Raw genomic sequence first — 19,928 nt, 5'->3', positions numbered from 1 at the left:
ATGGACAGCATCAACAGCCGCATCGCCGAAGAACTTGGCGTGCGCCCGCAGCAGGTCGAAGCGGCCGTCGCGCTTCTGGATGAAGGCTCCACCGTACCCTTCATTTCCCGCTACCGTAAGGAAGTGACCGGCAGCCTGGATGACACCCAGTTACGTCATCTGGAAGAACGCCTGCGCTACCTGCGTGAACTCGACGAACGGCGTATCAGCATCCTCGCCAGCATCGAAGAACAAGGCAAATTAACCCCGGAACTGGCCCGCGACATCAAACTCGCCGAGACCAAGACCCGCCTTGAAGACCTGTACCTGCCGTACAAACAGAAGCGCCGCACCAAGGGTCAGATCGCCCTGGAAGCGGGCCTGGGTGAACTGGCAGACGGCCTGTTCAACGACCCGACGCAAACCCCTGAAATCGAAGCAGCACGTTTTGTCGATGCTGAAAAAGGCGTGGCAGACGTCAAGGCAGCACTCGACGGCGCCAAGTACATCCTCATGGAGCGCTTCGCCGAAGACGCCAGCCTGCTGGATAAACTGCGCAGTTTCCTGAAACAGGAAGCGATCCTCAGCGCCCGGGTGATTCCCGGCAAAGAAGAGGAAGGCGCCAAGTTCCGCGATTACTTCGAACACGACGAGCCGCTCAAAAGCATGCCGTCGCACCGCGCGCTGGCGATTTTCCGTGGCCGCAACGAAGGCATTCTCAGCTCCTCGCTTAAAGTCGGCGAAGAGCTGCCGGGCACCATGCACCCCGGCGAAATGATGATCAGCGAGCGTTTCGGCCTGCAAAACCAGAACCGCCCGGCTGACAAATGGCTGGGCGAAGTGGTGCGCTGGACCTGGAAGGTCAAGCTTTACACCCACCTTGAAACCGACCTGCTGGGTGAGTTGCGCGACGGGGCAGAAACCGAAGCCATCAACGTGTTCGCCCACAACCTGCATGACTTGCTGCTGGCCGCACCTGCAGGCCCGCGCGCAACCCTGGGCCTGGACCCGGGCCTGCGTACCGGCTGCAAGATTGCCGTGGTCGATGCCACCGGCAAAATGCTCGAATACGCCACCGTGTACCCGCACGTGCCGCACAACAAGTGGGATCAAACCATCGCCGTCATGGCCGCCCTGTGCGCCAAGCACTCGGTCGAACTGATCGCCATCGGTAACGGTACCGCCAGCCGCGAAAGCGACAAGCTGGTGATTGACCTGATCAAAAAATACCCGGCCCTGAAAGTCACCAAAGTGATGGTGTCTGAAGCCGGTGCTTCGGTGTACTCGGCGTCAGAACTGGCCGCCAAGGAATTCCCCGACCTCGACGTATCGATCCGTGGCGCGGTGTCGATTGCCCGCCGCCTGCAGGATCCGCTGGCAGAGCTGGTGAAAATCGATCCTAAATCCATCGGTGTCGGCCAGTACCAGCACGACGTATCCCAGCTCAAGCTGGCACGCGGCCTGGACGCCGTGGTTGAAGACTGCGTAAACGCCGTGGGCGTTGACGTGAACACCGCATCGGTGGCGCTGCTGGCCCGCATCTCGGGGCTCAATGCCACACTGGCGCAAAACATTGTCAGCCATCGCGATGAAAACGGCGCGTTCAAAACCCGCGCGGCACTGAAAAAAGTCAGCCGTCTGGGCGAAAAAACCTTCGAACAGGCTGCCGGTTTCCTGCGGGTAATGAATGGCGACAACCCGCTGGACGCTTCTGCGGTTCACCCCGAGGCCTACCCGCTGGTCAAGCGCATTGCCTCGGACACCGAGCGCGACATTCGCTCGCTGATCGGCGACGCGAGCTTTCTCAAGCGTCTTGATCCGAAGAAATTCACTGACGAAACCTTCGGCCTGCCGACGGTCACCGACATTCTCCAGGAGCTGGAGAAACCTGGCCGCGATCCGCGTCCCGAGTTCAAGACTGCCGAGTTCCAGGAAGGCGTCGAAGACCTCAAGGACCTGCAACTGGGGATGATTCTGGAAGGCGTGGTGACCAACGTGACCAACTTCGGTGCCTTCGTCGATATCGGCGTCCATCAGGACGGCCTGGTGCATATTTCGGCCCTGTCCGAGAAATTCATCAAGGACCCGCGTGAAGCCGTAAAAGCCGGTGACGTGGTCAAGGTCAAGGTCATGGAAATCGACATTCCACGTAAACGCGTGGGTCTGTCGATGCGCATGAGCGACACCCCCGGCGAGAAGATCGACGGGGCTCGTGGCGCGCGTCCGGGTTCGGCACCGCGCCAGCAAAACACTGCGCCGCGTAAGGAAACCGTGGCTGCGGCCCCGGCCAATAACGCGATGGCATCGCTGTTTGCCAACGCCAAACAGTTGAAAAAACGCCCATGACGCTCCCCGACGGCCTGACCCAAAGCGCCTTCAGCGAGCTGATCGGTTGCCGCGTGCAGTCGGTGCAAGACGGTATTGCGCAGGTTGCACTAAGCCTGGAACCGCAACTGCGCAACCGGGGCGGCAAACTGCACGGCGGGGTTTTGTTCAGCCTGGTGGATATCAGCATGGGGCTGGCGTGTTCCAGCGTCCATGGCTTTGACCAGCAGAGCGTGACCATCGAGTGCAAAATCAACTACATCCGGGCAGTGTCCGAAGGCGAAGTACTGTGCATCGCCAAAGTCATTCACCCCGGAAGGCGCACCCTGGTCGTCGAGGCAGACGTGCTGCAAGGCGACAAACTGGTGGCGAAAGCCCAAGGCACCTTCGCCGTCCTGTAGCCGCCGGCAGGTGAATTGAGTTAATTTCGGCGCTGCAAGGGGCAACAGGCCCCGATGCAGTGCCGGAATTCGCTTGAAGCGCCGGGACCGAAACAAAGACGGGCGACACATTACAAGCCAGGCGACAACGCCAGTTTCAACTTCACCCTTGTAGACCGTCCTGACCACCCCCATATTGGGGCGACTGACGCGTGAAGGAATCCAACTTGAGCCAACTTCTCAACCGCCGCCTGGCTCTGCTCAGCGAGCGCGCTAACCTCTCACTGCTGGAGCAGTGCCTGCACGGTATCGAGCGCGAATGCCTGCGCGTTACGGCCAATGCCCGCCTGGCGCAGACCCCGCACCCCGAAGAACTGGGCTCGGCACTGACCAACGATCAAATCACCACCGACTATTCCGAGTCGCTGCTGGAGTTCATCACCCCGGCCCTGCCTGATCCGGCAGAGACGCTGGCCAGCCTCGACAAGATTCACCGTTTTGCCTACAGCAAACTCGGCAACGAGTACCTGTGGAGTCCTTCGATGCCGTGCCCGTTGCCGGCCGAAGAAGATATTCCGATTGCCTACTACGGCACCTCCAACATCGGACAGCTCAAGTACGTGTACCGCAAGGGCCTGGCCCTGCGTTACGGCAAGACCATGCAGTGCATCGCCGGCATTCATTACAACTTCTCCCTGCCTGAAACACTGTGGCCGGTGCTGATGAAGGATGAAGGCTTTGTTGGCACCGATCGCGACTACCAGTCCAACGCCTACATCGCGTTGATTCGTAATTTCCGTCGTTACAACTGGCTGCTGATGTACCTGTTTGGCGCTTCCCCTGCGCTGGATGCGGGTTTCCTGCGCGGCCGTTCCCATCAGCTGGAACAGCTGGATGCCGATACGCTGTACCTGCCCTACGCCACCAGCCTGCGCATGAGCGACCTGGGTTACCAGAGCAACGCCCAGGCCGGTCTGACGCCCTGCTACAACGACCTCAACAGCTACACCGACAGCCTGCGCAAAGCTGTGGCCACGCCTTACGCGCCCTATGTCGAGATCGGCACCCACAAAGATGGCGAATGGGTGCAGCTCAATACCAACATCCTGCAAATCGAAAACGAGTACTACTCCAACATCCGCCCCAAGCGCGTGACCTACACCGGCGAACGGCCGATTCAGGCCCTGGTGTCCCGTGGCGTGCAGTATGTTGAAGTGCGCTTGCTCGACATCAACCCGTTCCTGCCCGTGGGCATCGATTTGCCTGAAGCACGTTTTCTGGATGCGTTCCTGCTGTATTGCGCGTTCCAGGAAAGCCCGCAATTCGACAATACGACCTGCAGTGATTGCTCATCGAACTTCCTCAGCGTGGTCAAGGAAGGTCGCCGTCCGGGCCTGCAATTGCAGCGCAATGGCCAGCCGGTCGACATGAAGGAATGGGCGGCAGAACTGCTGGAACAGATCGCGCCACTGGCCGCACTGCTCGATGCAAGCCATGGCGGCGACGCCCACAGCAAGGCGCTGGACGAACAGCTGGCGAAGGTCAATGACGTGTCACTGACGCCTTCAGCCAAAGTCCTGGCCAGCATGATCGAGCACAAGGAAAGCTTCTCCCAGTTCTCGATGCGCCAAAGCCTGGCCCATGCCGAGTTCTTCCGTAACGAACCGCTGAGCGCTGAAGACCAGGCGGCATTCGAAGAAAAGGCCCGCAGTTCGCTGGTACAGCAAACCGAACTGGAACAGAACGAAGTCGGGGATTTTGATTTGTTCGTCGCCTCGTATCAGGCGAGCATTCTGGCAATAAGTAACTAAAAGCCCTTACCCGGCCCTGTCCTTTGAGACGGGGCCGGGGTGAGGGAGCGCGGGTTACAGCGCCTTCTCGAATATCTTGGAATTACGCTGAAAGTTGTACAGCGACGCACGCGCTGCCGGCAGTCGCTCGACGCTGCTCGGCTCAAAGCCACGTTCGCGGAACCAGTGGGCCGTGCGGGTGGTCAGCACGAACAGGGTTTTTAGCCCCTGGGCCCGGGCACGGTTTTCGATGCGTTCCAGCAGCTCGTCACCACGACGGCCATGGCGATACTCAGGATTCACCGCCAGACACGCCAGCTCCCCCGCATCCGAATCGGCAATCTGATACAGCGCCGCACAGGCGATGATCATGCCTTCACGCTCAACCACACTGAACTGCTCGATCTCGCGCTCCAGCACTTCGCGCGAGCGGCGTACCAGAATGCCCTGCTCTTCCAGCGGGCTGATCAGGTCGAGCAAACCACCCACGTCTTCAATCGCCGCTTCGCGGGTCACTTCGAATTGTTCCTGGGCCACCAGCGTACCGCCGCCGTGACGGGTAAACAGTTCGGTCAGCAACGCGCCATCTTCGGCGTAGCTGACGATATGGCTACGGGCCACGCCGCCACTGCAGGCCTCGGCAGCCGCCTCCAGCAGCTCGGCCTGATAATCGCTACCCAGACGCTTCATGTGCGCCGGTACCTGTTGCGGACGCAACTCACGGACCAGATGCCCGGTCTCGTCGAGCAGGCCCGATTCGGCACCGAACAACAGCAGCTTGTCAGCCCCCAGGTCGATAGCGGCGCGGGTAGCGACGTCTTCGCAAGCCAGGTTGAAAATCTCCCCTGTCGGCGAGTAGCCCAACGGTGACAACAGCACGATCGAGCGCTCGTCCAGCAGGCGGTTGATGCCCTTGCGGTCGACCCGGCGCACTTCGCCGGTGTGATGATAATCCACACCCTCGAGCACACCGATCGGACGCGCCGTGACCAGGTTGCCGCTCGCCACCCGCAGGCGTGAACCCTGCATCGGCGAAGAGGCCATGTCCATCGACAGGCGCGCTTCAATGGCAATTCGCAGCTGGCCGACGGCGTCGATTACACACTCCAGGGTCGGCGCATCGGTAATGCGCATGCCTTGGTGGTAACGCGGCACCAGGCCACGGGCTTCAAGCCGGCTTTCGATTTGCGGGCGCGAGCCATGGACCAGCACCAGCCGCACGCCCAGGCTGTGCAACAGCACCAGGTCGTGAACTATGTTGCCAAAATTGGAATGCGCCACACCGTCGCCGGGGAGCATGACGACGAATGTGCAGTCGCGGTGAGCATTGATGTAAGGGGAAGCATGACGCAGCCAGTTAACGTAATCGTGCATAACCAGAGCCTGTAAAAAAATGAGCAGCCTGAAAAGGGCAAAAACAGCGAACGCACAACGGGCTGGTGGTTATCGTCGAAACATACTTGGCAACACGCGTGTTCTCCTTGTGTATGGAAATGGCGAGAAGCTGGCTTGCCAGCCCCCACCTTTTTGCTAGGTCAGGCAATAGTGTCCGATCAGCTGACTCAATAGACGAACTGTCGGCTGCAAACGTGACATTTCCAGGTGTTCTCCCGGTTGATGGGCGCAGGCGATGTCGCCGGGGCCCAGCACTATGGTTTCGCAGCCAAGTTGCTGAAGATAAGGCGCTTCGGTACCAAACGCCACTGCTTGCGCGCGATGCCCGGTGAGGCGCTCGGCTACCCGCACCAATTCAGCGTCGGCAGCCTGTTCAAATGGCGGCACACCACCGGCAATCGGCGCGAAGTCGATCTGCACTTGATGCCGCTCCGCCAATGGCTGCAGCTTGCTGCGAATGATTGCCCGCAGCTCGTTCGGGTTCATGCCCGGTAAAGGCCGCAGGTCAAACTCCAGCGAACACTGACCGCAAATCCGGTTGGGATTGTCGCCACCGTGAATGCAGCCAAAGTTCAGGGTCGGTTGCGGCACGCTGAACTGCGGGTTGCGAAACTCGTTGAGCCATTGCTGGCGCAGGCCTTTAAGCTCGCTGATGGCATCGTGCATGGCTTCCAGCGCACTGTGGCCCAGGTCAGGGTCCGATGAATGGCCGCTGCGCCCCAGAATATCGATGCGTTCCATCATCACGCCCTTGTGCATGCGGATCGGCTTGAGCCCGGTAGGCTCCCCGATCACGGCAGCGCGCCCGAGGGGACGTCCGGCTTCGACCAATGCCCGGGCGCCTGCCATCGACGTTTCTTCGTCGCACGTGACCAAAATCAGCAGTGGCTGTTTGAACGGCTGATCAAGCAGCGGACGTACAGCCTCGATCACCAGCGCAAAAAAACCTTTCATGTCACAACTGCCAAGGCCTACCCAGCGATTGTCGACTTCCGTCAGCTTCAGTGGATCGGTCTGCCACAGCGCTTCGTCGTAGGGCACGGTGTCGCTATGCCCCGCCAGTACCAGCCCGCCGGGGCCGCTGCCAAAGCTGGCGAGCAAATTGAACTTGCCCGGATTGACCTGCTGGATATCGCAGTTGAAACCCAGCTCGGCGAGCCAGGTCGCCAGCAAGTCGATCACCCCTCGATTGGATTGATCCAGATGGGGCTGGGTGCAACTGACCGACGCGGTGCCGATCAAGGCAGCGAACTGCTCTTTCATGGAAGGTAAAGGCATGCGCTGACTTCCTGTTGGCTGGGCGAGGCCCATCATAGAGCCATCCAGCAGGCAGAATAAACCCGTGCGACGCGCCGGGGCGGCTTGTCCTGTACACTGCACGGCCTTGGCAGCCACACTTTTCCCGGCTGCGCACCGATCCTGGATTTTCCGGCCATGCAAAAAGAAACTGAAATCAAACTCCGCGTCAGCCGCGAAACCCTCGCCGCCTTGCGCGAGCACCCACTGCTGAAAAAGCGCAACAAAAGTGGCTGGGAAAGCCGTGAGTTGTTGAACCAGTACTTCGACACGCCTGAGCGCGACCTGGCCAAGGCCAAGGTTGCCCTGCGCCTGCGCCGTGATGGCGAAGAAGTTATCCAGACCCTCAAGACCCGCGGCCAGAGCATTGCCGGGCTGTCGGAGCGTAACGAATACGACTGGAAGCTGGCGAAAGCCAAGCTCGACACCAAAAAACTCGACGGCGAATGCTGGCCCGAAGAGTTGGCCGAGCTGGACAAGAAAACCCTGAAACCGATCTTCACCACAGATTTTGTCCGCGAACGCGCTGAAATTTCCTGGGGCCGCGGCAAAGCCAAGGTCGTGATCGAAGCGGCGCTGGACTTCGGCCACGTGATTGCCGGCAAGCAGAAAGAAGAAATCTGCGAGCTGGAACTCGAACTGCGCGAAGGCGAGCCGGCTGCATTGCTGGAACTGGCAGCCGAGCTGGCCGAGAAGCTGGCCCTGATGCCATGCGACATCAGCAAGGCAGAACGCGGCTATCGCCTGTTCGACGCCAACAGCTATGCCGTCAGCCTGCCGGCACCTGTTCTGACCCCGCAAACACCGCTGGACGACGCCTTTGCTGCGCTGGCCTGGCACCTGTTGGGCAGCAGCCAGCGTCTGGCCGAGCAGTACCGTTTCAATGGCCACTGGCGTTTGCTGCAAGACTGGGTTCAGCAACTGACTGACCTGCGGGCACTGGTCAGCAGCCTGGGTCAGGCCGCACCACGTCAATCCACCAGCGCGTTGCGTGCCGAACTCGATGCCTTGCTTGAAGACTGGCGCCCGCTGGTACAAATCGGCCAGGACGACGAAGACGTGCGTAAAGCCGCGCCGGAGCAGTTCCTGGAAGAGCTGGAAGATCCACGCTGGGGTCAGTTCTCGCTGAACACCTCGCGCTGGTTGATGGCCCGCAGCTGGACCATTGATCGCGGCACAACCCGTGGCAATCGCCAGGGTGCTGCGCAGCTGGCCAGCTGGTTGCCGCGTCTGCTGTCGGACGAAGCCATCGCCCTGCGTCTGAACCGCTACCAGCAACAACCCGAAGATCTGGCCGAGCAACTGCCACGCATCGAACGGATTCAGGCATGGCTGCGCCTGGCGCGTAACGTGCTGGAAATCCCGGAAATCGATCGTTTGTACGGCGAAATGAACAAACTGCAGGAACTGGCCAACCAGCCAATCTCTGAAGATGCCGAGAGCAACGACTTGCTGCTCAACGCTCGCAAGCAGCAAGCGATTGCGGTGTACCAGAACCGCGCGTGGAAAACCCTGCTGCGCGGCTAAGTACCCGGCCTCTGCAGGAGCGAGCTTGCTCGCTCCTGCAGCTGCAGCCCTACTTCGTGCCTTTGGGCATGTCCGCGTCAGGGGTACGCCAGATCAACCGTGTGGTGTCATAGCCCTGTTGTTGAGCCTTGTTCAGCAACTCCTCACGGGTTTGCTGATCGATCTGCGGCTTGCGTGACAGCAGCCACAAATAACGCCGGTCCGGATTACCCACCAGCGCCGTGCTGTAGCCATCCCCCAGGTACAACACCCAGTAATCGCCCTTGGTCACCCCCGGCAGCAGGGATGACACCCAGTTGTCGAACTCGACCCACAGCTTGTCGGTTTTCCCCGCAACCTGGGGCGTCGCTGTGCCCGTGGCTTCTTCCCACTTGCCTTCTGCAGTCCGGCAACGGTTCAGTACTGCAACGTTACCGTCCGGCTTGAGACTGTAGTGCGCCTCGGATTGTGCACAGTTGCGCTGGAAGAACATCGGCAACCTTGCCTGTTCGTACCAGGTGCCCTGATAACGCTTGAGATCGACGCTTTCGACGGTTTTGGGGGCCAGCGAATCAGTGTCGGAAGTGGCGCATCCGGCCAACAGCAGCGCAGCGCCAAGCGAAGCTAAAAGACCTTTCATCGCAAACGCTCCTTAGTCCTTACTTCAGACCCTGACCCGAGAAGATCAGTACTTTATCGCCCGCATATTGCACGCTGATAAAGCTGGTCTTGTCACCCCAGGTGCAGCTCGACATACCCAGTGCACCGGAACAATCGGTCGGGCTACCCAAGAGTTTTTCGACCTCGGCCTTGGTCATGCCGGCCGACAGTTTTGCGTAATTTTCCTGATTGACCTTGCTGCATGCCGCCAGCAAAACGCAGAACGACAACATCGCCAAAGAACGCAACTTCATGGAAAAGCTCCTGATTGAGAAAGTCGGCCGAGCCGCCTGATGCAAGCTTAGAAGAGAAAAGTGCGGGGTGGTTCCCGGAGGGCGGGGGATTTGTTCCAGGGCCGGAAACAACTGTAGGAGCGAGCTTGCTCGCGAGCTGTTTTGAAAAGCTCGCGAGCAGGCTCGCTCCTACAGGAGGGTAACGCGGGGTTTTACTTGGCGTGGTACGAGGTCACGCGCGCCACTTCTTCTTTCGAACCCAGGAACACTGCTACACGCTGGTGCAGGCCTTCCGGCTGGATGTCGAGGATGCGCTGGTGGCCGTCAGTGGACGCACCACCCGCCTGCTCCACCAGGAACGACATCGGGTTGGCTTCGTACATCAGACGCAATTTACCCGGCTTGGACGGCTCGCGGCTGTCGCGCGGGTACATGAACAGACCGCCACGGGTCAGGATCCGGTGTACGTCGGCAACCATCGCGGCAACCCAGCGCATGTTGTAGTTCTTTTCCAGCGGCCCTTCTTCGCCAGCCAGCAACTCGTCGACGTAGCGCTGTACCGGAGCTTCCCAGTGACGCTGGTTGGACATGTTGATGGCGAATTCCTGAGTGGTTTCAGGAATGGTGATGTCTTCGTGGGTCAGCACGAAGCTGCCCATTTCGCGATCCAGAGTGAAGCCTTTGACGCCGTCACCCAGGGTCAGTACCAGCATGGTCTGAGGGCCGTAAATGGCATAACCGGCCGCTACCTGTTGTGTACCTGGCTGCAGGAAGGCCTTTTCATTCAAAGGCTCGTTCTGGGTCAGATATTCGTTCGGGCAACGCAGTACCGAGAAGATAGTGCCGACCGGCGCGTTGATGTCGATGTTCGACGAACCATCCAGCGGGTCGAAAACCAGCAGGTAGGCGCCTTTCGGGTATTTGCCCGGAATCTGGTAGGCATTGTCCATTTCTTCGGACGCCATGCCGGCCAGGTGACCGCCCCATTCGTTGGCTTCGAGCAGGATTTCGTTGGAAATCACGTCGAGTTTCTTCTGCACTTCACCTTGTACGTTTTCAGTGCCCATGCTGCCCAGAACACCACCCAGGGCGCCTTTGGACACGGCGTGGTTGATCTCTTTGCAAGCACGCGCCACCACTTCGATGAGGAAACGCAAATCAGCAGGAGTGTTGTTGCTGCGGGTCTGCTCGATCAAATAGCGACTCAGGGTAACGCGGGACATGTAAGGCTCCGAACAATGGGGAGGGGGCGAAAAACCCGCGCAGTTTAACGCGTGTTGCCGTGCAAATCTTCTAATCAGACTCAGAACCGGCCGAGCGGGTTCAGCTGAATCCTTAAATCAGGCAAAAATCTGTAGCCGCTGCCGCAGGCTGCGATACGTCCCGCAGGGGCCTGGCTCTTGAAAGCACGGGCCCGGCGGTCTCGATCGCAGCCTGCGGCAGCGACTGCAAGCGCTCTACATGGCTTTCCAGATTTCAGTCGCATACTCGCGAATGGTCCGGTCCGAGGAGAACCAGCCCATGCGCGCGGTGTTCAGTACCGCCTTGCGCCACCAGGCGTCCGTGTCATGCCACAGGGTTTCAACCCGCATCTGGGCCGCCCAGTACGCATCGAAATCGGCACAGACCAGAAACCGGTCGTAATCAATCAGCGAATCGACAAAACCGGTGTATCGCGCCGGGTCATCGTGGGAGAAGACCCCGCCGCGTATGGCCTGCAATACATCATCAAGTCGATGTGAGGCTGCAATATCGGGCCCGGCGTGAAACTCGCCATTACGCTTGCGGGCTTCGACCTGCTCCGCACTGAGGCCGAAAATAAACATGTTATCGGCCCCCACCCGTTCGCACATTTCCACGTTGGCTCCGTCCATGGTGCCGATGGTCAGCGCCCCGTTGAGACCGAACTTCATATTGCTAGTGCCCGATGCCTCATAGCCCGCAGTGGATATCTGCTCGGACAAGTCAGCTGCCGGAATGATGCTCTCGGCCAGGCTGACGTTGTAGTTGGGGATAAATACCACTTTGAGCAGGCCGCGCACGGTCGGGTCGTTGTTCACAGTACGGGCAATATCATTGGCCAGTTTAATGATGAGCTTGGCCTGCTCATAACTGGCCGCCGCCTTGCCCGCGAAAATCTTGACCCGGGGTACCCAGTGGTTGCCCGGTTCGGCACGAATGGCCTGGTACAGCGCAACGGTGTGCAACAGGTTGAGCAGTTGGCGCTTGTACTCGTGAATCCGTTTGACCTGCACATCGAACATCGCTTCAGGATTGACCACCACCCCCAGCCGCTCATATATGAGCGCTGCCAACGTGCATTTGCTTTGCAGACGCTGCTCGGCGAATTGCTTGCGAAAATCTGCGCGCTCGGCAAAAGGCTCCAGCTTGATCAGCTTGTGCTCGGTTTCATCGAGGACATCAGGCCCCAGCGCGTTAACCAGCATCACGGTCAATGGCGGATTGGCCTGAAACAGCCAGCGGCGGAAGGTAACGCCATTGGTCTTGTTGTTGATCCGGTCCGGGTAAAGCTTGTGCAACTCGGAGAACACCGTGCTGCGCATCAACTGCGTGTGCAGTCCGGAAACGCCGTTGACACTGTGGGAACCGAGAAACGCCAGATTGCCCATCCGCACCCGGCGGCCATGCTCTTCTTCAATCAGGGACACGGCACGCAGCACATCGAAATCATGCACCCCCTGGTTGCGCAGTGAGTCGATGTGATAGCCGTTGATCAAGTAGATGATCTGCATATGACGCGGCAACATGCGCTCCATCAACCCCACAGGCCAGGTTTCAAGCGCTTCGGGGAGCAGGGTGTGATTGGTGTACGACAAGGTATCGACGGTGACTTTCCAGGCCGTCGGCCACTCGATGCCGTGTTCATCAACCAGGATGCGCATCAGTTCCGCAACGGCGATCGAGGGATGGGTGTCGTTGAGCTGGATGGAAACATGCTCGGCCAGATTCAGCAGCGTGTCGTGAACGTGCAGGTGTCTGCGCAACAGATCCTGCAGCGAAGCCGAGACAAAGAAAAACTCCTGGCGCAAGCGCAGTTCCTGCCCGGCCTCGTTGCTGTCTGCCGGATACAGCACACGGGAGATGCTTTCGGCACGCACCACCTCGGCCACTGCACCCAAATGGTCACCGGCATTGAAACGCCCCAGGTTCAAGTCATGCAGGGCCCTGGCCCGCCACAGGCGCAAGGTGTTGACACTGGCACCGCGCCAGCCGACGACGGGTGTGTCATAGGCGATGGCCCGCACCGTCTCGCTGGGTTCCCAGACCTGGCGTGACTGGCCGTGTTCATCCTGCCGGGTTTCAACCGCTCCGCCAAAACCTATCAAGTACGTCACTTCGGCGCGCTCAAACTCCCACGGGTTGCCGAAGTCCAGCCAGTTCTCGGTTTGCTCTTGCTGCCAGCCGTCGACGATGCTCTGGCGGAACAGTCCGTGCTCATAACGGATGCCGTAGCCGTGGGCGGCAACGCTCAGGGTGGACATGCTTTCCATGAAACAGGCAGCCAGCCGACCCAGCCCGCCGTTGCCAAGCGCCGCATCGGGCTCCAGCAGGCGGATACGTTCCAGATCGACCCCAAGCCCGGTCATCGCCTCACGCGCCACCTCCAGCAGCCCCAGATTGTTCAGGCTGTCATAAAGCAGGCGACCGATCAGAAACTCCAGCGACAGGTAATACACCCGCTTCTGATCCTTGCGATAAATCTGCCGCGTGTGGTCCATCCAGTGCTCGACCATATGGTCGCGGGCAGCCAGTGCAATGGCTTCAAACCAGTCATGGTCAAACGCGTGTTCCGGGTCCTTGCCCACCGCGTAAGTCAGTTTGGCTACTACGGCGGCCCGAAAAGCCGCCACCTGTGCGTCACGAACAAGCGGTTCCTGGGGCATCGATACAACCTCGAGCGAGATGGAGCGATTTGAAGAACGGGTGGATCCAGCCTAGACCTTTCGACAGGAACTAAACGCTTTGATTCGGGCTTTTATGGCGGTTTCCATAAAAAAAACTGACGAAATGAACATTGCCCCAAAACGATGCGCATACGAGAAAGGGCGCCTTAAAACATGGCCCTGATCGAAAAACCGGCAAATGGTTGTTCACAGATTCACCAACCCCGGTATGATCGCGCGCCCTGATGCACGCCGGAAAACAAGCCTGATGAAGTCCAACCTGATCGCCGCCGCGGAAATCGACCGTATCGATACCTGGGCCAAATACTCCGCGCCCATGTGCGGCTCCTGCATTTCCAGCTGCTGCACGCTGCCGGTGGAGGTCAAGATCAAAGACCTGATCCGTATCGGCATCGTCGATGAGTTCGAGATGGGCGATCCGCCGAAGAACATCGCCAAGCGCCTGCAGAAAGAAGGGATCGTGGAGCGCTTCAACCAGAAGTCCGGGATTTTCACCCTGCAGCGCATGAGCAATAACGACTGCCTGTACCTGGATCGCAAGTCGCGCATGTGCACCATTTACGAAAAGCGCCCGGACACTTGCCGCAATCACCCGCGGATAGGTCCGCGCCCGGGTTATTGCGCCTATGTGCCCAAAGCGGTTGAACGCAAAAACAGCAGCGAGAAGCTGATGGTGTTTTAACCCGAAGGGGCGGCTTGCGGCGATGATAATCCTGCAACCCGCCCCATCGCTGGCAAGCCAGCTCCCACAAGGCCTGCACTGCACCCAATACCTGTGGGAGCCGGCTTGCCGGCGATGCTTACCCTGCAACCCGCCCCATCCCTGGCCTGCACTGCACTGCACCCAATATCTGTGGGAGCCGGCTTGCCGGCGATGCTGACCCTGCAACCTGCCCCATACCTGGCCTGCGCTGCACCCGATACCTGTGGGAGCCGGCTTGCCGGCGATGATGATCTTGCAACCGGCCCCATCCCTGGCCTGCACTGCACCCATTACCTGTGGGAGCCGGCTTGCCGGCGATGCTGACTCTGCAACCCGCCCCATCCCTGGCAAGCCAGCTCCCACAAGGCCTGCACTGCACCCAATATCTGAGGGAGCCGGCTTGCCGGCGATGCTGACTCTGCAACCCGCCCCATCCCTGGCCTGTGCTGCACTCAAATCCCGGACACAAAAAAACGCCCCCGACCGCAAGGCCGGGGGCGTTTTTTATTCAGCTAAATAAATAGCTTATTTGCTGCTTTTCTTGCTGGCGCGGGTACGCTCGCTTTCGCCCAGGATCTTCTTACGAAGACGGATGGACTTAGGAGTCACTTCGCACAATTCGTCTTCTTGAACGAATTCCAGAGCTTGCTCCAGGGTGAAGCGGATAGGCGGAACCAAAGCGATGGTTTCGTCTTTACCCGAAGCACGCATGTTGTCGAGCTTCTTGCCTTTGGTTGGGTTAACGCCCAGGTCGTTGTCGCGGCTGTTGATGCCGACGATTTGACCTTCGTACACGTCTTCACCGTGACCCAGGAACAGTTTGCCGCGAGCCTGCAGGGTTTCCAGCGAGTAAGTCAGAGCCTTACCGGTAGCAACCGAAACCAGAACGCCGTTCTGACGGCCGGACATGTCGCCCGACTTCATCACGTCGTAACGGTCGAAGATCGAGGTCAGGATGCCAGCGCCCGAAGTCAGAGTCAGGAACTCGTTACGGAAACCGATCAGGCCACGTGCAGGGATGTTGTATTCAAGACGAACACGGCCCTTGCCATCCGGAACCATGTTGGTCAGATCGCCTTTACGGATACCGATCTGTTCCATGATTGCGCCCTGCGATTCTTCCGGCAGGTCGATGGTTACGTTTTCGTACGGTTCGTGCTTAACGCCGTCAACCATGCGGATGATTACTTCCGGACGACCAACACCCATTTCGAAGCCTTCGCGACGCATGGTTTCGATCAGTACCGACAAGTGCAGCTCACCACGACCCGACACTTTGAACTTGTCAGCGGTGTCGCCTTCTTCAACGCGCAGAGCAACGTTGTAGAGCAGTTCTTTGTCCAGACGTTCCTTGATGTTACGGCTGGTTACGAACTTGCCTTCACGGCCGCAGAACGGCGAGTCGTTAACCTGGAAGGTCATCGAAACGGTAGGTTCGTCAACAGTCAGCGGCTTCATCGCTTCGACGTTCAGTGGGTCGCACAGAGTGTCGGAGATGAACAGCTGGTCGAAGCCGCTGATGCAGACGATGTCGCCGGCAGCTGCTTCTTCAACGTCGATACGGTGCAGACCGTGGTGACCCATCAGCTTCAGGATACGACCGTTACGGCGCTTGCCGTCAGCATCGATAGCCACAACCTGGGTGTTCGGCTTGACGCGACCACGAGCGATACGGCCAACGCCGATGATGCCCAGGAAGCTGTTGTAGTCCAGTGCCGAGATTTGCATCTGGAAAGGACCGTCACGGTCAACTTTTGGAGCCGGAACGTGGTCAACAATCGCCTGGTACAGCGGGGTCATGTCTTCAGCCATGTCGGTGTGGTCAAGACCAGCAATACCGTTCAGGGCAGAGGCGTAAACCACTTTGAAGTCCAGCTGTTCTTCGGTAGCACCCAGGTTGTCGAACAGGTCGAAGATTTGATCCAGAACCCAGTCCGGACGCGCGCCTGGACGGTCAACCTTGTTGATAACCACGATTGGACGCAGGCCGGCTTCGAAAGCCTTCTTGGTCACGAAACGGGTTTGCGGCATAGGGCCGTCTTGAGCGTCAACCAGCAGCAGAACGGAGTCAACCATCGACATCACGCGCTCTACTTCACCGCCGAAGTCGGCGTGGCCCGGGGTATCCACGATGTTGATGTGGTAGCCGTTCCAGTTGATAGCGGTGTTCTTGGCAAGAATGGTAATGCCGCGCTCTTTTTCCTGGTCGTTGGAGTCCATCACGCGCTCGTCGTTGAGCTCGCCGCGTTCCAGAGTGCCGGATTGACGCAAGAGTTTGTCTACCAGGGTGGTTTTACCGTGGTCAACGTGAGCAATGATGGCGATGTTACGTAGATTTTCGATCACTTGTGTATCTCGATCAGAGGATTCGGTGTGCTGACAGGTCGTGGCAGCGATTAACAGTAGAGTCAGGTCAAGCCGTTACAACTTGACCTCGGCGTCGGGGGGCCGGTGACGCAGGCCACAGGCATACAGCCCCGGGCTCTTAGCTCGGTCGATAAACGCGCACATTGGCATGCCCCTCACTGAGCAAATGGTGAGCATGCAGGCGACTCATCACGCCTTTGTCGCAATACAACAGGTACTGACGGGTGTCATCCAGTTCCTTGAAGCGGCTGTTCAAAGCATAAAACGGCAACGCTTGTACTTCGATGCCAGCCAGTTCCAGCGGTTGATCTTCCTGAGCATCCGGGTGACGGATGTCAATCACGATCTGGCCCGCCAGCACTTCGCTGACTTCTTCGACTTGCAAGTCCTGGCCCAACTCATCGATCACCCGATCAATCGGCACCAGTTTGGCCCGCTCCAGCGCACGCTCGAGCACGGCCATATCGAACTGTTGTTCTTCGTACTCCACGCGGTTGCGTTTGGCGTGGGTCTTGGGGTTGACCGAAATCACCCCGCAATATTCAGGCATGTGCTTGGCAAAATCGGCCGTACCGATTTCAACCGCCTGATCAATGATGTCCTGCTTGTGGCTAGCGATCAGCGGACGCAGAACCAATTTGTCAGTAGCCGAGTCGATCAGCGACAAATTGGGCAGGGTCTGGCTCGAAACCTGGGAAATCGCTTCACCGGTAACCAGCACTTCGATATCGAGCCGCTCAGCGATACGGGTTGCAGCGCGCAACATCATACGCTTCAAAATGACGCCCATATGACTGTTATCGACTTTGCCGAGAATTTCCCCCAAAACTTCTTCGAAAGGAACGCTGACAAACAGCACGCGCTGGGAGCTGCCGTACTTCTTCCATATATAGTGCGCGACTTCCATCACGCCCAGTTCGTGGGCACGCCCGCCGAGGTTGAAGAAGCAAAAGTGGCTCATCAGGCCGCGGCGCATGATCTGGTAGGCGGCAACAGTGGAGTCGAAACCACCGGACATCAACACCAGGGTCTGCTCCAGCGAGCCCAGCGGGAAACCGCCGATGCTGTCGTGCTGGCTGTGAATCACAAACAACCGTTGGTCGCGAATTTCGAAGCGGACTTCGATTTCCGGTTTTTTCAGGTCGATTCCTGCCGCACCGCATTCACGACGCAGCTTGCTGCCGACGTATTTCTCGATTTCCATCGAGGTAAACGGGTGCTTGCCGCCGCGTTTGCAACGCACGGAAAAAATCTTGCCCGCCAGCGCATCGCCGAAGTGCAGTTTGCACTTCTCGACCACGTCATCGAAGTCACCCAACGGGTACTCGTCGACCTGCAGGAAATGCGTGATGCCCGGCATGCAGCTCAGGCGCGCAGTCATCTCCTTCAAGGCTTTGGGGTCGGTCACGCGCGTTTGCAGCTCGATGTTGTCCCACACGCCCGTCACCACCACAGCCGGGTCCAGATCGCGGAGCACAGCGCGGATGTTTTTAGCCAATTGGCGGACGAAACGCATCCGAACCGGACGGCTCTTAATAGTGATTTCGGGGAAGACTTTAACGATTAGTTTCATGAAAACAGCGCGCGAGCAGCCTGCCAAAAAAGGGGGGCGCGGATTATAGCGGAAATTGCTCAAGGTTTAACCAGTTATCGTACAAACGGTTTTCGATGCACCAAAACAGGTCAAAAGCGTCGGTTTTCGCTTCATTTGAGTGCGGCAAGACGCCTTAATCGGTAGTCTGCGGCCCTTATCTGCTTGAGATTGGGGCATTACGCCCAAGTCGGGGCACTGGCATGCAATTTGCTCCCTTGTGAGGCAGGTTGCCTTGGCAGAGTATTCGCGCCGGCATCAACCACCTTTAACGGGCTCTCCACTACCTAGCCCGAAGCCACCCCGGAGGACACTATGTCGAAGTCGGTTCAACTCATCAAAGATCATGACGTCAAGTGGATTGATCTGCGCTTCACTGACACTAAAGGCACTCAGCACCACGTGACCATGCCGGCCCGTGATGCGCTGGATGAAAACTTCTTCACCGACGGCAAAATGTTCGACGGTTCCTCCATTGCTGGCTGGAAAGGCATCGAAGCGTCCGACATGATTCTGCTGCCGGACGACAGCACTGCCGTTCTGGACCCGTTCACCGAACAGCCAACCCTGATTCTGGTGTGCGACATCATCGAACCCTCGACCATGCAAGGCTACGATCGCGACCCGCGCGCCATCGCCACCCGTGCCGAGGAATACCTGAAGTCCACCGGTATCGGCGACACCGTATTTGTAGGTCCGGAGCCAGAGTTCTTCATCTTCGACGAAGTGAAGTTCAAGTCCGACATCTCCGGTTCCATGTTCAAGATCTACTCCGAACAAGGTTCGTGGATGTCCGACCAGGACGTGGAAGGCGGCAACCGTGGCCACCGTCCAGGTATCAAGGGCGGCTACTTCCCGGTTCCTCCGTTCGACCACGACCACGAAATCCGTACCTCCATGTGCAACGCCATGGAAGAAATGGGCCTGGTCATCGAAGTGCACCACCACGAAGTGGCAACTGCCGGCCAGAACGAAATCGGCGTGCAGTTCAACACCCTGGTGAAAAAGGCTGACGAAGTTCAGACCCTGAAGTACTGCGTACACAACGTGGCAGACGCCTACGGCCGTACCGCTACTTTCATGCCCAAGCCTCTGTACGGCGATAACGGCTCGGGTATGCACGTTCACATGTCCATCTCCAAAGATGGCAAGAACACCTTCGCAGGCGAAGGTTATGCCGGCCTGTCCGACACCGCCCTGTACTTCATCGGCGGCATCATCAAGCACGGTAAGGCCCTGAACGGCTTCACCAACCCGGCCACCAACTCCTACAAGCGTCTGGTACCAGGCTTCGAAGCTCCGGTAATGCTGGCCTACTCGGCTCGCAACCGTTCCGCTTCGATCCGTATTCCTTACGTGTCGAGCCCTAAGGCGCGCCGTATCGAAGCACGTTTCCCGGACCCGGCAGCCAACCCGTACCTGTGCTTCGCAGCACTGATGATGGCTGGCCTGGACGGTATCCAGAACAAGATCCACCCGGGCGACGCAGCTGACAAAAACCTGTACGACTTGCCGCCTGAAGAGGCCAAAGAGATCCCGCAGGTTTGTGGCAGCCTGAAAGAAGCCCTGGAAGAGCTGGATAAAGGTCGTGCGTTCCTGACCAAAGGCGGCGTTTTCAGCGACGACTTCATCGACGCTTACATCGCACTGAAAAGCGAAGAAGAAATCAAGGTTCGCACCTTCGTACACCCACTGGAATACGAGCTGTACTACAGCTGCTGATCCAGCAACGCCTGCCCGTGCAGGCGTTACCAAGAGGCCTCCTTCGGGAGGCCTT

General features: G+C 58.7%; 14 protein-coding genes. 6 read left to right on the top strand and 8 right to left on the bottom strand.

Features of this window, described 5'->3' with window-relative positions; translation table 11 throughout:
• The 3 genes from WG29040_RS03850 to gshA all read left to right on the top strand — a co-directional run bounded on the left by WG29040_RS03850 (position 1) and on the right by gshA (position 4,495).
• Positions 1 to 2,325 (top strand): Tex family protein, encoded by a 2,325-nt coding sequence (locus WG29040_RS03850; protein ID WP_003438664.1) that lies wholly within the window; start codon positions 1 to 3, stop codon positions 2,323 to 2,325.
• On the top strand, positions 2,322 to 2,705 hold the full coding sequence (locus WG29040_RS03845) for a PaaI family thioesterase (protein WP_003438660.1): 384 nt from the start codon (positions 2,322 to 2,324) through the stop codon (positions 2,703 to 2,705). The genes WG29040_RS03850 and WG29040_RS03845 overlap by 4 nt, the downstream gene beginning before the upstream one ends.
• Before the next feature lie 206 nt (positions 2,706 to 2,911).
• Positions 2,912 to 4,495 carry a glutamate--cysteine ligase gene (gene gshA / locus WG29040_RS03840; protein ID WP_010656312.1) on the top strand — a complete coding sequence of 528 codons (1,584 nt, stop codon included), beginning with the start codon at positions 2,912 to 2,914 and terminating at the stop codon, positions 4,493 to 4,495.
• 54 nt (positions 4,496 to 4,549) lie between these two features.
• Here the strand turns inward: gshA and argA are convergent, their stop codons facing one another.
• Positions 4,550 to 5,848, bottom strand: a complete 1,299-nt coding sequence (argA, locus tag WG29040_RS03835; RefSeq protein WP_003438654.1) for an amino-acid N-acetyltransferase — start codon at positions 5,846 to 5,848, stop codon at positions 4,550 to 4,552.
• Between the two features lie 156 nt (positions 5,849 to 6,004).
• The gene (gene argE, locus WG29040_RS03830) at positions 6,005 to 7,147 is read right to left on the bottom strand and encodes an acetylornithine deacetylase (RefSeq protein ID WP_003438651.1); all 1,143 of its coding nucleotides are present in this window, start codon (positions 7,145 to 7,147) and stop codon (positions 6,005 to 6,007) included.
• A gap of 156 nt (positions 7,148 to 7,303) precedes the next feature.
• Between argE and WG29040_RS03825 the strand changes: the two genes are divergently transcribed.
• Positions 7,304 to 8,692 (top strand): inorganic triphosphatase, encoded by a 1,389-nt coding sequence (locus WG29040_RS03825; protein WP_003438648.1) that lies wholly within the window; start codon positions 7,304 to 7,306, stop codon positions 8,690 to 8,692.
• 49 nt (positions 8,693 to 8,741) lie between these two features.
• On the opposite strand, the gene WG29040_RS03820 is transcribed toward WG29040_RS03825, so the two are convergent.
• The 4 genes from WG29040_RS03820 to WG29040_RS03805 form a co-directional block, all read right to left on the bottom strand.
• Entirely contained in the window at positions 8,742 to 9,311 is a 570-nt protein-coding gene (locus WG29040_RS03820) for a lipocalin family protein (protein WP_003438640.1), read from the bottom strand.
• 19 nt (positions 9,312 to 9,330) lie between these two features.
• Complete coding sequence (gene bamE / locus WG29040_RS03815; RefSeq protein WP_003438636.1) at positions 9,331 to 9,585, bottom strand: outer membrane protein assembly factor BamE; 255 nt, start codon at positions 9,583 to 9,585, stop codon at positions 9,331 to 9,333.
• 191 nt (positions 9,586 to 9,776) lie between these two features.
• Positions 9,777 to 10,787, bottom strand: coding sequence for a class 1 fructose-bisphosphatase (locus tag WG29040_RS03810; RefSeq protein WP_003438633.1), 1,011 nt, complete (start codon positions 10,785 to 10,787; stop codon positions 9,777 to 9,779).
• A 234-nt stretch (positions 10,788 to 11,021) separates the two neighbouring features.
• Entirely contained in the window at positions 11,022 to 13,469 is a 2,448-nt protein-coding gene (locus WG29040_RS03805; RefSeq protein ID WP_003438630.1) for a glycogen/starch/alpha-glucan phosphorylase, read from the bottom strand.
• A 265-nt stretch (positions 13,470 to 13,734) separates the two neighbouring features.
• Between WG29040_RS03805 and WG29040_RS03800 the strand changes: the two genes are divergently transcribed.
• Positions 13,735 to 14,172 carry a YkgJ family cysteine cluster protein gene (locus WG29040_RS03800; RefSeq protein WP_029612548.1) on the top strand — a complete coding sequence of 146 codons (438 nt, stop codon included), beginning with the start codon at positions 13,735 to 13,737 and terminating at the stop codon, positions 14,170 to 14,172.
• Positions 14,173 to 14,718: 546 nt separating this feature from the next.
• On the opposite strand, the gene typA is transcribed toward WG29040_RS03800, so the two are convergent.
• Positions 14,719 to 16,539, bottom strand: coding sequence for a translational GTPase TypA (typA, locus tag WG29040_RS03795; RefSeq protein ID WP_003438614.1), 1,821 nt, complete (start codon positions 16,537 to 16,539; stop codon positions 14,719 to 14,721).
• 139 nt (positions 16,540 to 16,678) lie between these two features.
• Positions 16,679 to 18,133, bottom strand: coding sequence for a tRNA uracil 4-sulfurtransferase ThiI (gene thiI, locus WG29040_RS03790; RefSeq protein WP_029612550.1), 1,455 nt, complete (start codon positions 18,131 to 18,133; stop codon positions 16,679 to 16,681).
• A 333-nt stretch (positions 18,134 to 18,466) separates the two neighbouring features.
• Between thiI and glnA the strand changes: the two genes are divergently transcribed.
• Positions 18,467 to 19,873, top strand: a complete 1,407-nt coding sequence (gene glnA, locus WG29040_RS03780; protein ID WP_003438610.1) for a glutamate--ammonia ligase — start codon at positions 18,467 to 18,469, stop codon at positions 19,871 to 19,873.
• The last annotated feature ends 55 nt before the right edge of the window (positions 19,874 to 19,928 follow it).

The sequence above is a fragment of the Pseudomonas sp. PAMC 29040 genome (assembly GCF_003994535.1).
In the GTDB taxonomy this organism is placed as follows: domain Bacteria; phylum Pseudomonadota; class Gammaproteobacteria; order Pseudomonadales; family Pseudomonadaceae; genus Aquipseudomonas; species Aquipseudomonas paraversuta.
Note: the sequence above shows the minus strand (reverse complement) of the source record. Positions and strands in the feature narration are given on the sequence as shown.

Bases quoted from the DNA above. Each gene is read 5' to 3' on its own strand.
- WG29040_RS03810 (WP_003438633.1), bottom strand. From the start codon at position 10,787: ATGTCCCGCGTTACCCTGAGTCGCTATTTGATCGAGCAGACCCGCAGC.
- WG29040_RS03845 (WP_003438660.1), top strand. From the start codon at position 2,322: ATGACGCTCCCCGACGGCCTGACCCAAAGCGCCTTCAGCGAGCTGATC.
- WG29040_RS03820 (WP_003438640.1), bottom strand. From the start codon at position 9,311: ATGAAAGGTCTTTTAGCTTCGCTTGGCGCTGCGCTGCTGTTGGCCGGA.
- thiI (WP_029612550.1), bottom strand. From the start codon at position 18,133: ATGAAACTAATCGTTAAAGTCTTCCCCGAAATCACTATTAAGAGCCGT.
- WG29040_RS03805 (WP_003438630.1), bottom strand. From the start codon at position 13,469: ATGCCCCAGGAACCGCTTGTTCGTGACGCACAGGTGGCGGCTTTTCGG.
- argA (WP_003438654.1), bottom strand. From the start codon at position 5,848: ATGCACGATTACGTTAACTGGCTGCGTCATGCTTCCCCTTACATCAAT.
- WG29040_RS03850 (WP_003438664.1), top strand. From the start codon at position 1: ATGGACAGCATCAACAGCCGCATCGCCGAAGAACTTGGCGTGCGCCCG.
- WG29040_RS03825 (WP_003438648.1), top strand. From the start codon at position 7,304: ATGCAAAAAGAAACTGAAATCAAACTCCGCGTCAGCCGCGAAACCCTC.
- argE (WP_003438651.1), bottom strand. From the start codon at position 7,147: ATGCCTTTACCTTCCATGAAAGAGCAGTTCGCTGCCTTGATCGGCACC.
- bamE (WP_003438636.1), bottom strand. From the start codon at position 9,585: ATGAAGTTGCGTTCTTTGGCGATGTTGTCGTTCTGCGTTTTGCTGGCG.
- glnA (WP_003438610.1), top strand. From the start codon at position 18,467: ATGTCGAAGTCGGTTCAACTCATCAAAGATCATGACGTCAAGTGGATT.